Origin of the sequence: Acetobacter aceti (assembly GCF_002005445.1) — a bacterium.
Classification (GTDB): Bacteria; Pseudomonadota; Alphaproteobacteria; order Acetobacterales; family Acetobacteraceae; genus Acetobacter; species Acetobacter aceti_B.
Genome location: NZ_CP014692.1, coordinates 1,703,154 through 1,715,905 on the forward strand (window position 1 = coordinate 1,703,154; position 12,752 = coordinate 1,715,905).

Sequence of the window (12,752 nt, forward strand, 5' to 3'; positions counted from 1 at the left end):
AATCCTGAAAGTTTTACGAACAGAAACGCTCAGGCGGCATGGCCATGCGTCGCCCTGTTCGCCGGATTGATGAGGCACGCACCCGTGTCCGCATCCTCAACGCGGATCAGTTCCGCCATAACGGGTGTTTCGCAGGTAAAGCAGAAGGCGTGCTGTCCCGAGTAACGTCCATCCTCAGTCAGATCCGCTCTGAAGCAGTCCGCTGTGACGCGACCCAGTTCGGTATCCCGGCTATAGATGACCAGTTCACGTGGCGTATCTGACGTGGCGTCACAGCGCGCCCATCCTTCGATCGTTGTGGATGTCACGGCGTCCACATAACCATTGACGCGGTTACGTTCCATAACGCCGGGAGCCCGCTCCATCAGGCGCTGCCTGATGGCTTCAAGCTGCGGGCCGTCTTCGATCCGGGGCAGGCAGAACCGGGCCGCCTGACGCTTCTCCTCCGGATACAGAACCTCATATTCAGAGGCATTGTGGAACATGGCGCGGCTGTCGTCATCGACAAACGTTTCAGAAGCCGCGCCTTCCGCCAGCAGGAGGTCGTGAGAGTCAAGTTCGATATGGATGTAATCCACACGGCGTGGGGTTCGCATCTGGGTGATGCTGGAGCCATTGATCAACAGGCTGACGGGGATGAGTTTGCCGTCCAGCGCCATCGCATGGAGGGGGGATACCCGCAGGGTACGCCGCGGGAGGTCTCCCTCCAAAGCGCCAGCCTGGATGACGACGGGTAGGATATCCGGATTACCCGCGGCAAAGCGCCCGTCATAACTGCGTCGGCCAATCCAACGAATCGGACGGCTTTCTCCTGAGGCCGTCAGAATGATGTCACCAATCGACAGCGCCTCGATGGGTCGCTCTCCATCCGGTGTGGCGATGAGCGTGCCGGGACAGTAGCAGGGCACGCCGTATGTGATCCGGGTTCCGCCGTCTGGCGCCCGCTGAAAGTAGAAGGGGGAGCCAAACGTGCCGCCCAGATGGATGGACACACTCTGGCTGCCTTCCGTTACGGTCAGAATGCCGTCAGCCCCGATCATTCCGGAATCGACCTCGTTGGCGGCTCCGTTGAATGTCAGGTCGGTAATGACAATCTGGTTGATGGTGCTGACGCTCTGGTTGCCCGGCGTGCCGTAAAGGGAGTTCAGGCCCATCGAGATGACGGATCCGATCGCGTCAAACCCCTGAATCGTGATGGATGCAAGCTGACTCATGGTGATGTTGAGCACTGACTGGGTCGTGTGGCTGCCCGACATGCCGTAAACGGTATATCCCGGATCGCTGTTTGGCAGGAAGGTGAGGGTGCCTGTGTAAAGAGCTCCGTTTTCGAGAGTCAGTGTGCCGCCATCCAGAACGATGTCGGAGGCGGCGCCCCCGGCCTTCACATCGATGATGGCGTTGGCGTGGGCTGTCGTGTGAACAGCACTGCCGCCAGACATGACGATCTGCCGGGCATAGCCATCCGCCCACAGGGGGGTGGTGTGATAAAACCAGCCGAGATGCAGCCCGGTCAGCGTGGTGTTGACGGCTGTGCCGCCATTTTCAACATATTGAAAGCTGTCTGAGATGGCCTGCCCCAAAGGCAGATAAGTATTGCCCGCGAAGGCGACGTTGACGGTTGTGTCACTGGCCAGCCCCCCCGAACCAACGACCTGCGTTCCGTCGATCATCATGTCGGGACCGAGCGTGCTGGCGTTATACCGGCCTGTCATGGTGGTGCCGCTGACTGTGCCGCCAAGGACTGACTGCGTGCCGCCGAGAATGCTGGTCGAGGACGCCATGCCGCCGCTCAGAATTTCTTCAGAACCGTAAAGCATGGTCTGTGCAACCCGTCCGCCGCATTCGACGACTTCGGTGCCATGTACTTCGTTCTGTACGCCAAGGCCATCGACATACAGCCGTCCTCCTGCTTCCACCATCGCGTTGATGGCCACGGAGGCTGCTGGAATGATGGCGGTCTCACCTGTAGCAACCACTGCGCCCACATCGCCGTTGGCTATGACTGTATCAATCTGCGGGGAAATGGTTCCTCCAAACGATAATGTCGCGCCTGTGCCGTTCGTATTTTCAACGAGTGTCAGATTCGCGCTGCTGTAATCGGTTCCACTGTCGAGAAAGATTGTCTCAAGAACAGACCCGCCCGATTCGAGCGTCAGTTGGGAATTATTGCCGAGCGACAGTGACGCGCCTGATGTGACGCCTGAAAGGAAAACACTGTCATTTGCTCCGAAACCGGAGAGGGTAAGGTTTGCCGGAAGGGAGCCCAGTGACAGTGTTTCGCCTCCGGAAGTGGAGAAGATGAACTGGACATGACTGGCTTCAGCGCCATCGGCCACAATGACAGTGCCGCCGGAAAGGGAAACTGTGCCCGAAAAATGTTCGAGAGCGCCCGAGATGAACTGCAACGTCGTGCCGGAGGCGGCCTGACTGATCGTTCCCGCTCCGGAAATCTGGCCTGCGATCGAGCTTTGCCCATCAAAGATAAGCGTGCCATCATTTGTCACAAATCCGCCAGCTTCGACGATGTCATTGACGGCAGTAGCGCCGGAAGCGATGGACTGGGTTCCTCCGGAGGCGATAACAATCTGCCGGGCGGAAGCGCCGCTCAGCAGTGTCTGGCTGCCTCCTGATGCAACCGTCCCGTTTTCGACGGTGGTTCCGCTCCAGACCTGCTGTGAACCGCCATCCAGAATGAGAAAGTTCTGCTCTGTTACTCCCCCCGACGCTGCCGGAGTCATAATCCGCTCCAGAGAGGACGGGCCACTGATCACTGTGCCGGAAGCGCTGCCGCCATTGAGAATCAGCGTGCCGCCTGAGCCTGTTTGCAGTCCTGTGGCGAAGGTTCCGCTGCCCAGCACCAGTGTGCCGGATGACACTGCCTGCACGGGGATCGCAGCATCAATGACATTGACTGTTCCTCCCGTGAAAATCACCGAGGAAACCTGCGCTGATGATATTGTGAGCGTGCCTCTGCTTCCTGCAACGAGAGTGTCGGCCACAGCGCCACTGGAAAGTGTTATTGAGCCTCCGGCCAAGGCTACACCCATGTTCAGCAGGCCGCCGCTCATGACTTTTACTGTCCCGGACAAGACAGTAGCATTCTGCTCTGTGCCGCCGCTGGCCACGACTTCCTGCGCAAAGCCTGCTGTCGTGCCCTGCAATCTGGTGCCGTTGGCGACACCACTCACGACGAGCGTTCCTCCACCAGCCACGGTGACGGCTGACGAAATGCTTCCCGAAGCAATGATTAGGGTCTGACCGCTGAGAACGAAGGCGTCTGTATCAGAGAAGCTGGAGGAGGTTGTCATGACAGCACCTTCATTGACCGGTCTGGATGTAATTTATTGCGGGTGTCGGCGGAGAAAGGCTGATCTGTCTGAGTCAGATTCGTTCTGACCGTGCCGCCAGTTGTTACACACTGTCGCACCAATCGTTTTTGGTTGGCTGTTAAAAGGACGGCAACGCTCGTTAAAAGTCCGTTTAAAAGGGCCTTTTTTCGCGAAAAGAGCATGGAAAATGGATTTTATCCGCATCCGGGACCGGCATTCCGCATGATCATCTGATTACAGAAGTGTCACGCTTGCTTGACAGGGAAATGCAGGGTCGTTAGCAAGCCGATGCACCCACTTGGGAGGTGCAGGTGACCGAGGACAGAACTTCTTTTGACGAACGTCTCCGGGCTGCGCAGAAGCGAGTCGCGGGTAAGCCGATCACTGACCAGAAGCCGGATGCTCAGGACAAATCGCTCCTGTCGCTGGCTGCAAGGGCAGGAAGTGAAATGCTTGGCGGGCTCGTCGTTGGTGTGCTGGCAGGGTGGGGACTGGACCGCTGGTTCCATTTCAGAGCCCTTTTCATCGTGATCCTTGCGCTTCTTGGTGGTGGTGCCGGTATCCTGAATGTCTGGCGGCTGATGCAGTCGCTGGAACGGCAAGAATAAGAAACCGAGCGACCAGGTAGGGTCGGGGAGAATAGCGTTGGCGGGCGGTTCAAGTATCAACGTGCTCGAGCAGTTCGAGCTGCATCCTGTTCTGGGTGGACTGGGCGAGGCTCTGAGCTTCAGTCAGGCGCCTGTTTTCATGGCTGTGGCGTGCGTCCTTGTTCTTGCGTTTCTTCACTTCGGAATGAAGCCGGCGGCTGTCGTGCCCGGTCGCCTTCAGGCGGCGGCGGAAATTTGCTACGAATTCATCCATAATCTGGCTGTGGATACGATCGGATCTGAGGGGACTGCTTTCTTTCCTTTCATTTTCGCCCTGTTTTTCTTCATCCTTGCCGGTAACTATCTCGGTCTCATCCCGTTCTCTTACACCTTCACCAGCCATATCGCGGTGACATTTGCCCTCGCTATCATGGTCTTCCTGATTGCGATTATTGTTTCGTTCAAGGTGCAGGGGTTCAAGTTCTTCGCGCATTTCATGCCTGCTGGAGCGCCTGTGCTGCTTGCTCCGCTGCTGGTGCCGATTGAGATTCTTTCCTTTCTGTCACGTCCTGTGAGCCTGTCGATCCGACTGTTCGCCAATATGGTGGCTGGCCACGTGATGTTCGATATCTTCGCAAGCTTCGTTATCATGCTGGCCGGTCTTGGCTTCATTGGTGATGTGCTGGCGGTTGGCCCTCTCGTGATCAACATTGCGCTGATGGGGCTGGAATTGCTGGTTGGTGTTCTGCAGGCTTATGTGTTTGCGATCCTGACCTGCATCTATCTGAGGGAGGCTGTGTCCCACTAACTGGGGCAGACCCCGTCGGTTACGTTTTTTCGTTAATAGGGAAAATCAAAATGGACCTCGCTTCAGCCCGTGAAATCGGTGCCGGTATCGCTGTAATCGCCCTCGCCGGTGTCGGCATCGGGCTCGGCAACATCTTCTCGACGCTGGTCAGCAGCATTGCCCGTAATCCTGCGGCTCGCCCGCACGTGTTCGGTCTTGGTATGCTTGGCTTCGCGCTGACAGAAGCTGTTGCGCTGTTTGCCCTTCTGATCGCCTTCCTTATCCTGTTCGTCTGAGGACGGAGTAGCTTCGTGCGCAATCCGGTTTCACTGATTCGTCACTCTCTCGTTGCAGGGGTCTCGAGTCTGCCGCTTCTCATGGCGGCGGCGCCCGGCGCGCACGCGGCGGGTATGCCTCAGCTTGACTTCAGAAACCCGCTCCTTGTGGGGCAGGTTATCTGGGGTGCAGGAATCTTTCTGTTTTTTTATCTCGCCCTGCGTGGCTGGGCTTTGCCTAAAGTTGATACGGTTCTTGCCAGTCGCAGCCAGCGTATCAACGGCGATCTCGATCAGGCCCGGGCGGCAAAAGTCGATGCTGACAATGCTGTTCGTGAGCTGAATGAGACAAAAAAGGCTGCTGCTGCTGAAGCTCAGGCTCATCTTGACGCAGTTCTTGATGATGAGCGGAAGCAGGCGGCAATTCGCCTTGCCGATCTGGGCGCAAAGCTGGAAGCGGAAATTGCCTCAGCCGAGAAGGCTGTTGCGGAAGAGCGGTCCAAAGCTCTTGCATCTCTCAAGCCGATTGCATCCGATGTCGCTGAGGCTCTGGTGCAGAAGCTTACCGGAATAAAACCTGATCGCCTTAAGATTGAATCTGCAGTCGCAAAAGTGACAGCCGAGAAATCTGCGCATTCGGCAATCGCGTGACGGGGAGATAACGTCAGTGACAATTTTTCAGCAAGCTGGCTTTTGGTACGCGATATCATTTGTTTTGTTTTTTGTGATCTTTGGTCCAAAGATCTGGAAACCACTTCGGGAACTTCTGGATGCTCGGGCTGACCGCATTCGGATTGAACTTGAAGAGGCTGCCCGTCTTCGGCGTGAGGCGGAGCAAATGCGTGAAGATGCAACGCGTGAGCGTGAGCAGGCTTACGCAGAAGCGAATGCTGTTGTTGAGCAGGCACGCAAGCAGGCGGAAGACATTGCAGCTAAGGCGCGTCTTGAGGCTGAAGAAATGTTGAGTCGTCGTGAACAGATGGCTCGTGACCGTATTTCTGCTGCTGAACGTGCTGCGGTTGAGGAAGTCCGTGCTGCTGCAGTAGATGCCGCATTTAAAAGTGCTCGCCTTGTGATCGAGGAGACTGTGAACGCACAGTCTACTGTCTCCATGATCGATAAGGCGATTGCGGATCTGCCCGCTTCCCTGACTGCCCGCGCAGCCTGATAAGTCTTTGGCTGGAATTAAAGAAATAGCTTCCTTGGAGAATGAAAATTTCTCTGAGGAATGTCCCGTTCTGAGCATTGTTGTAACAGTGCTGAATGAACGGGAGAATATTATTCCTGTCTGTCAGGAATTAGCCGCCGTACTGCCTCATCTCCCTCCCTGTGAAATTGTTTTTGTCGATGATGGGAGTGTTGATGGGACTTTGGGGATGCTGCGCCAGGCTCGGGAAACAGTTCCTGGTCTCGGGGGGCTGCGTATTCTCAAACATGACAGGCGTCGTGGTAAGTCAGGTGCGTTACGCACAGCTATCAAAAACGCGAAAGGTTTCTGGATAGCGACCATAGACGGGGACGGCCAGGACGACCCATCCGAAATCCCTGAACTGCTTGCACTAGGACGTTCTGGTCAAAAAACAGGTCGCGCGCCACTTGTGGTTGGTACCAGACTGAAGCGTAGTGATACGATATGGCGTCGCCTTGCTACACGATTTGCAAATGGTCTTCGGCAGCGTATTTTGGCGGACGGATGTCCTGATACCGGGGCGCCGATGAAGGTTTTTCTACGGGAAGACTTTCTGAATTTACCGCAGTTTGAAGGCTTGCATCGTTTTCTGCCTGCTCTCATGAAAACTTACAAAATCCCGTTGGTATGCAAGCCGGTCAGGCATCGTTCCCGGCTTCACGGTGAGTCCAAATACACTAATTTCGGACGTGCCGTTGTTGGTGTGAGAGACTTGCTTGGTGTCGTGTGGCTAAGAAATAGAACCAGATTGCCTGAAACAGTCGAAGAATGTTGAAAAGCAAGCTGACGCGCACATTTTTCAACCGTTTGCTATTTCTTGTCTTTAGCGCTTTTTTACTTTTATTACCGGGGCGGGCAAGTATACCTCCCTTTGATCGGGATGAGCCTCGCTACATGCAGGCGACAGCGCAGATGCTTGAAACCCGCAATTTTATTGATGTAAGATTCCAGGACAAACCGAGATACCTTCAACCAGCAGGTATTTACTGGCTTGAAGCCGCGGCCGTTGCCCTGACTGGCACATTGCCCGATAGGGCGGTCTGGGCTTATCGCATACCTTCCCTCGTTGCGATGACTGCCGCCACCGGTCTGACAGCCTGGATGGGAGCTATACTATTCACTCCGGCGGCAGGGCTGATTTCTGGAGCCTTGCTGGCGACTTCAGTTCTTGTTGAAGCTGAAGGGCGCATGGCGACGATTGACAGCATGTTGTTGCTGGCTGTTCTTCTGGCTGAATTCTCGCTTCTTCTGGTTCTTGAAGATAGAAGCAAGGATCGTGAGACCCCGATTGTAACATCGTTGCTCTTCTGGAGTGCGCTTGGCTGCGGTCTCATGCTGAAAGGGCCTGTTATCCTGATACCCGGCCTCGGAACGCCATTATGCCTAGCTCTGGTCGAAAAAAACGGAGCTTGGTTGCAGCGTTTGCGCTTTCGGTGGGGTTGGGTCGTCATGCTGGCGATTGTCTTGCCCTGGTGCGTTGCTATCGGGATGGTCAGTCACGGTGAATTTTTCCAGCACTCTGTAGGACGAAATTTTTTAGGAAAAATAGGGCAAGGGCAGGAAGCTCATGGAGCGCCGCCTGGTTTCCATCTTCTTGTCTTTATATTGGCTTTTTGGCCAGGATCATTTTTTGCGGCAGCAGCCCTGCCTTTTCTCTGGGCACGCAGAAAAAGTTGGCAGATACAGTATTTACTCTGCTGGATGATCCCTCATTGGGTTGTCTTCGAGTTAATAGCGACCAAGCTTCCGCATTATGTGCTGCCAATATATCCAGCTATAGCGCTTTTTACTGGCGCGGCATTGTGTTGTTCAGGCGATAAATGGAATTGGCCACAAAATAAATGGGGAAGAATAGTTCTCTTCAGTTATGGCGGTCTTTATCTGGCTGTGGGTATGACGCTCTCCGTGGCGGGAATAATCATCAGTGAAATCGTGCAAGGAAGTGTTCCAGCTGAAGCGTGGTTGATAGCTGTCGGCAGTTTTCCTCTTTTAATTCTGTCTGCGCAAGCGGTCATTAAAATGCATATGAAGCGAGCAGCTATCTATGCGATGAGTTCTGCTGTCCTGATTTATACAGGATTATTTTTGGGAGTTATTCCTCGTTTACAGGCTATCTGGTTGTCTCCCAGATTAACAACATTGGTTGATCAGCATCTTCTTTGTCCAGATACAGAAGTAGTGTCGAGCTCTTTTTCTGAACCAAGTTTTGTATTTCTGATGCATGGACATGTGAAATTTGATAACTCCAAAAATGCCGCTTTGATGTTGGCGAGCAATAAATCCTGTGGTCTTGCTTTGGTCGGACGGCGTGATGAGAAAACATTCAATGAAGCGCTGTTGGAAAAATCAATTCAAGTGATCGAGTATGGACGAGTAAAAGGATTTAATTATTCAACTGGAAAGTGGTTGGATATAGGTCTCTATGGAGTTTCCAGCAGATAATTTCTTATGATTTGTTGTGAGGTTTTCTGTTTTGAGAGAAAGAGCCGAAGGAAGAGGGCGATAGTCAGGGAGGCAACGTCGCACGTGGAGTGGGGCTCTCCGCTGCACGAGGGCTCGGCAACGGGTATCCATGGCGCTCCAGGCTGTTACAGGTGTTTTTGCGTTGCGCGGTAGGTAATCAGGCCTGCCAGCAAGAAGAGCAATGGTGATACGCTCTGCAGATGTTGTGATCTCCCACAGAATTTCAGGACTAATACGACCGGTGGTAAGCAGTCGGGCAGCCTCAACGATACGCATATGGTTGTCCCTTCATTCAGTAGATATTTTTGTATATAGAGATGATCAGAAAAATTGATTTATAAATAATTAAAATCTTCGTATTATGTGTGGAAATTAATCTTCTCACTGTGAAAAATAGGGGGCTGACATCGGTAAGCATTGTTTGCGCCGGTTCACGCGGGCAGTTTATACCAACGGTTATAGTTCCTGACCTGTGTGAGCCCACGTTCTGAGACCGATGGATCGGATGGTTTGTGGCATGGCGGCAAGGTTGTTCCAGGCTGAGCAGGCGGCATCGATGATGTGCTCGATGCCGTTGAAGACGGTATTGGACAGCCAGTTGGCGCGCAGGAACTGCCAGATATTCTCGACCGGATTCAGTTCGGGGGCGCGCGACGGCAGAAAGATCAGGCTGACGTTGCGCGGCATTCTGAGCCTGGGGGTGGTGTGCCATCCTGCTCGATCGAGCAGTACGACAGCGTGGGCGCCTCGTGCCACGCACCGCGAGATTTCCTCGATGTGCAGTTGCATGCCGGCCGTGCCGGTGAACGGGAGCGCCAGGCCAGCGGCCTTGCCGCGCGCCGGACAGATTGCCCCGAACAGCCAGGCATTGTCGTAGCGCTGATCAGCAGGCTGGCGTGGCCGCGTGCCTCGCCGGGCCCATTGCCGGACGATGCCGTTCTTCTGGCCGATCCGGGCCTCGTCCTGGAACCAGATCTCGATCGGCCTTCCCTTCGGCAGATGGCCGGTATGGGCGCACAGGATACGAGGGAAGTTTTTTGAATGCCTCCATGACGCCAGTGTCCTGACCCGGATGGCGCGGCCGGGTGCTGACATGAGAAAAACCAAGCCGTTTCAGTAGAGTAGATACGTGACGCTCATGATAGACGACGCCGAAGCGCTCTTCGATCACACACTGCAGATCGACACGGCGCCAGCGCACCACGCCATCGTGCTGCCGATCCGGACCCGCCTCGACCAAGGCTTTCAATTCGGCTTGCTAGGCGGCATTCAGACGGCAGGCCGGCCCCGCGTGCTGATAGTCGTGCAGGCCATCGGGTCCTTCGGCATTGAAGCGGTGAATCCAGTCACGCAATGTCTGGCGGTCCATGCCGCCCACGCGCGCAGCGTTCGCATGCCGGCTGCGCGCCGCAAGTCGCCTCAGGTCAGAGGCAGAATAGTCATCCCGTAGCTTCACCGCCCTCGTCATCAGCCGGTTCCTCCTCAAATCAAGAGAATCAGAATCGACACCGTTCGTCACTTCACACACGAGTCAGTCGCTACGGCCTTTGGTATTAGCCCATTGAGTAAGGATTTTCAGGAGTTTTGCAGGCGAACAGATGTTGAAGCGCCACCCGCACCCGGCCAGGAAGGGATGGAAGTTCTTGCGTGGTATTCCATTGTATCGCCGCAGATGCTGCTTCGCCTGGCTCCAGAAATTCTCGATGCCGTTGATATGGTTCCCGCCCAAGGCAAGATGCCTGCTGTGATCAATGCGTTCGTGATGAAATTCCGAGACATCCGGTTTATCGTAAGCGTGCTACGTCGTGTCGTCAGTTAAGCAGGCTGATGATTGAAGCGAGCTGAACGGCTGCGAGGAAGATCGATTTCAATGTGTCATAGCGGGTTGCAATGGCGCAGAACTGTTTGAATTTATTGAAGAATCTTTCGATCAGATTTCGCTCCCTGTAGAGAGCGAAATCTGTGTTCCGTTGTGTCGTTCTGTTGCGTCTGGATGGAATGACCGGGGTAATCCCGGGCTCTGTCAAACGGTCGATCAGCCTGTCTGCATCATACGCCCTGTCGGCCAGGAAGGCATCCGGGTCGATGTTTTCCAGCAGCGGTTCTGCCTGGGCGATATCAGCATCCTGCCCCGGTGTGATATCAAGTTCCACCGGATTACCCAGCGCATCGCAGATGGCATGGATTTTTGTAGTCAGTCCGCCTCGTGAGCGTCCGATGGCCTGATCCGTACCCCCTTTTTGAGCGCTCTCGCGCTGTGCTGATGCGCCCGGACAATCGTGCTGTCGATCATCATGTATTCGTTGTCGCGATCTGCCGCCAGAGGGCGAAAGATCCTTTCAATTACACCACTTTCGCACCAGCGGCGCAGACGGCGATGTGTGTTTTTCCAGTCGTCAAAGCGGGCAGGAAGGTCACGCGGGACTGTCAGGAGTTTCGTGTGCGAGGCGTTGTGCACATTGTTGATCAGACGGTGGCGCGCACGAAGTGTTCACCGAAGAGAATGGCGAACTGCGCCTTTGCCATGGACCATTCCCTCGGGGGCATGATCCATTCTTTCTCGGCACGGTTCAAGGCCAGGAAGAGGAGCTTGAGGGCCGCGTCGTCATTGGGGAAATGCCCCCTGGCCCGGACGGCCCGCCTCAGCCTGGCGTTCAGCTCCTCTATGGCATTGGAGGTGTAGATCAATTTTCGGACTTCGGCGGGAAAGGCATAGAACGGAATGACCTCTTCCCAGGCCCGCTCCCAGGACTGGACGATCGCCACGTATTTCCGGCCCCAGGAGCTTTCGGCAAAGGCGGCCAGGGCAATATGCACCGCCTTGTTGCGTACCACGCTTTCGTCGCGGATCTTCACCCGCAGGGCATCGAAGAACACCACGGGATAGACTGCCTTCAACGGCCGACTGTGCCAGGCGGCCACCTCGTCCAGCACGGCGTCGATGATGACGCCGATCAGGTCGGCGAGGTCTCCACCCCATAGATTTCAAGAAGATGGCCCTGGATCTCGCGCACGCTCATGCTGCGCGCATACATCGAGATGATCCGATCGTCGAAACCGGGAAACCGCCGCCGGTAACGCGCGGTCAGTTGCGAATCGAACGTGCCGGCCCGATCGCGAGGGGTGTCCAGCCGCACCCGACCAGCATCCGTCAGCACGGTATTCCGCCCTTAGCCGTTGCGGCAGTTCGGGCACCGGTCGCTGCCTCGCCGTCCAGATGGTGGTCCAGTTCGGCGTTGAGCAACCGCTCCGCCAGCGCCTTCTTCATATCCCCAGAAGGGCGTCCGCGTCCGACATCGTGCGGACCACGCGACCAGCCAGAACCTGGTCCAGGATGTCGTCAGGGATCACGGGTTTCTTGCGTCGGGATATGATGCTTCTCCTTCTCCAGCATTACACCAAACACACGAAATTCAGGATAGGCCCCTGTGTCACGAGCGCCACGTTTCCACCCTGCTGAAGAGACTGGGCTTCAGTCATGTCAGCGCACGGCCCCGCCATCCGGGACAGGACCCGTCCGTCATGGACGCATTCAAAAAACTTCCCGACAATCCTGAAGTCCCACACCGGCCATCTGCCGCGCGGCAAACGGATCGAAATCTGGTTCCAGGACGAAGCGCGGATCGGGCAAAAGAACGGTGTCGTCCGGCAATGGGCCAAACGGGGAACCCGGCCACGCCAGCCGGCCGACCAGCGCTATGTCAACGCCTGGCTGTTCGGGGCAATCTGTCTCGCAGGTGGCAAGGCTGCGGGTCTCGTTCTCCCGTTCACCGGCACGGCCAGCATGCAATTGCATATCGACGAGATTTCATACTCCGTGGCCCGGGGCGCTCATGCCGTCGTTCTGCTCGACCGGGCGTCATGGCATACGACCGCCAAACTCGGACTGCCGCGTAACATCAGCCTGATCTTCCTGCCATCGCGCGCTCCCGAACTGAACCTGGTCGAAAATGTCTGCCAGTTCCGTCGCGCCAACTGGCTGGCCAACACCGTCTTCGATGACATGGACCACATCATTAATGCCGCCTGTAACGGGTGGAACAATCTCGTCGCATTCCCCGACACCATCCGTTCCATCGGCTTCAGAATATGGGCTCATAAAGGTCAAACATGATAGCCGGT

8 protein-coding genes and 5 pseudogenes are annotated in these 12,752 nt (G+C 55.6%); 8 read left to right on the plus strand and 5 right to left on the minus strand.

Annotation, left to right across the window (positions count from 1 at the left end; genetic code table 11):
• Window positions 1–29 precede the first annotated feature (29 nt).
• Entirely contained in the window at window positions 30–3,308 is a 3,279-nt protein-coding gene (locus A0U92_RS07640) for a Hint domain-containing protein (protein WP_149026420.1), read from the minus strand.
• 332 nt (window positions 3,309–3,640) lie between these two features.
• On the opposite strand from A0U92_RS07640, the gene A0U92_RS07645 reads away from it, so the two are divergent.
• From A0U92_RS07645 to A0U92_RS07675, 7 genes are read left to right on the plus strand one after another with little or no spacing between them, the layout of a single operon-like run.
• Window positions 3,641–3,937, plus strand: a complete 297-nt coding sequence (locus A0U92_RS07645) for an AtpZ/AtpI family protein (protein ID WP_236748318.1) — start codon at window positions 3,641–3,643, stop codon at window positions 3,935–3,937.
• A gap of 37 nt (window positions 3,938–3,974) precedes the next feature.
• The gene (locus tag A0U92_RS07650) at window positions 3,975–4,724 is read left to right on the plus strand and encodes a F0F1 ATP synthase subunit A (protein WP_077812705.1); all 750 of its coding nucleotides are present in this window, start codon (window positions 3,975–3,977) and stop codon (window positions 4,722–4,724) included.
• Between the two features lie 50 nt (window positions 4,725–4,774).
• Window positions 4,775–4,999, plus strand: coding sequence for an ATP synthase subunit C family protein (locus A0U92_RS07655; protein ID WP_010667433.1), 225 nt, complete (start codon window positions 4,775–4,777; stop codon window positions 4,997–4,999).
• 15 nt (window positions 5,000–5,014) lie between these two features.
• Window positions 5,015–5,629 carry a F0F1 ATP synthase subunit B family protein gene (locus A0U92_RS07660; RefSeq protein WP_077812706.1) on the plus strand — a complete coding sequence of 205 codons (615 nt, stop codon included), beginning with the start codon at window positions 5,015–5,017 and terminating at the stop codon, window positions 5,627–5,629.
• Window positions 5,630–5,651: 22 nt separating this feature from the next.
• The gene (locus A0U92_RS07665; RefSeq protein WP_187668926.1) at window positions 5,652–6,146 is read left to right on the plus strand and encodes a F0F1 ATP synthase subunit B family protein; all 495 of its coding nucleotides are present in this window, start codon (window positions 5,652–5,654) and stop codon (window positions 6,144–6,146) included.
• Window positions 6,147–6,180: 34 nt separating this feature from the next.
• Window positions 6,181–6,942 (plus strand): glycosyltransferase family 2 protein, encoded by a 762-nt coding sequence (locus A0U92_RS07670; RefSeq protein ID WP_408736103.1) that lies wholly within the window; start codon window positions 6,181–6,183, stop codon window positions 6,940–6,942.
• Complete coding sequence (locus A0U92_RS07675) at window positions 6,936–8,609, plus strand: ArnT family glycosyltransferase (RefSeq protein WP_077812709.1); 1,674 nt, start codon at window positions 6,936–6,938, stop codon at window positions 8,607–8,609. The genes A0U92_RS07670 and A0U92_RS07675 overlap by 7 nt, the downstream gene beginning before the upstream one ends.
• 477 nt (window positions 8,610–9,086) lie before the next feature.
• On the opposite strand, the pseudogene A0U92_RS07680 reads toward A0U92_RS07675, so the two are convergent.
• From A0U92_RS07680 to A0U92_RS07700, 4 pseudogenes are all read right to left on the minus strand, one after another.
• Window positions 9,087–10,098 (minus strand): annotated as a pseudogene (locus tag A0U92_RS07680) (IS630 family transposase).
• Between the two features lie 63 nt (window positions 10,099–10,161).
• A pseudogene (locus tag A0U92_RS07685) lies at window positions 10,162–10,425 on the minus strand (IS1595 family transposase); the annotation flags it as partial.
• A 16-nt stretch (window positions 10,426–10,441) separates the two neighbouring features.
• Window positions 10,442–11,049 (minus strand): annotated as a pseudogene (locus tag A0U92_RS07690) (IS5 family transposase); the annotation flags it as partial.
• A gap of 47 nt (window positions 11,050–11,096) precedes the next feature.
• Window positions 11,097–12,002 (minus strand): annotated as a pseudogene (locus A0U92_RS07700) (transposase).
• Window positions 12,003–12,062: 60 nt separating this feature from the next.
• On the opposite strand from A0U92_RS07700, the pseudogene A0U92_RS07705 reads away from it, so the two are divergent.
• A pseudogene (locus A0U92_RS07705) lies at window positions 12,063–12,744 on the plus strand (IS630 family transposase); the annotation flags it as partial.
• Between the last annotated feature and the right edge of the window lie 8 nt (window positions 12,745–12,752).

What these genes read in the sequence shown, in the direction of transcription:
- A0U92_RS07640 (WP_149026420.1), bottom strand. Translation starts at nt 3,308, where the DNA reads ATGACAACCTCCTCCAGCTTCTCTGATACAGACGCCTTCGTTCTCAGC.
- A0U92_RS07675 (WP_077812709.1), top strand. Translation starts at nt 6,936, where the DNA reads ATGTTGAAAAGCAAGCTGACGCGCACATTTTTCAACCGTTTGCTATTT.
- A0U92_RS07655 (WP_010667433.1), top strand. Translation starts at nt 4,775, where the DNA reads ATGGACCTCGCTTCAGCCCGTGAAATCGGTGCCGGTATCGCTGTAATC.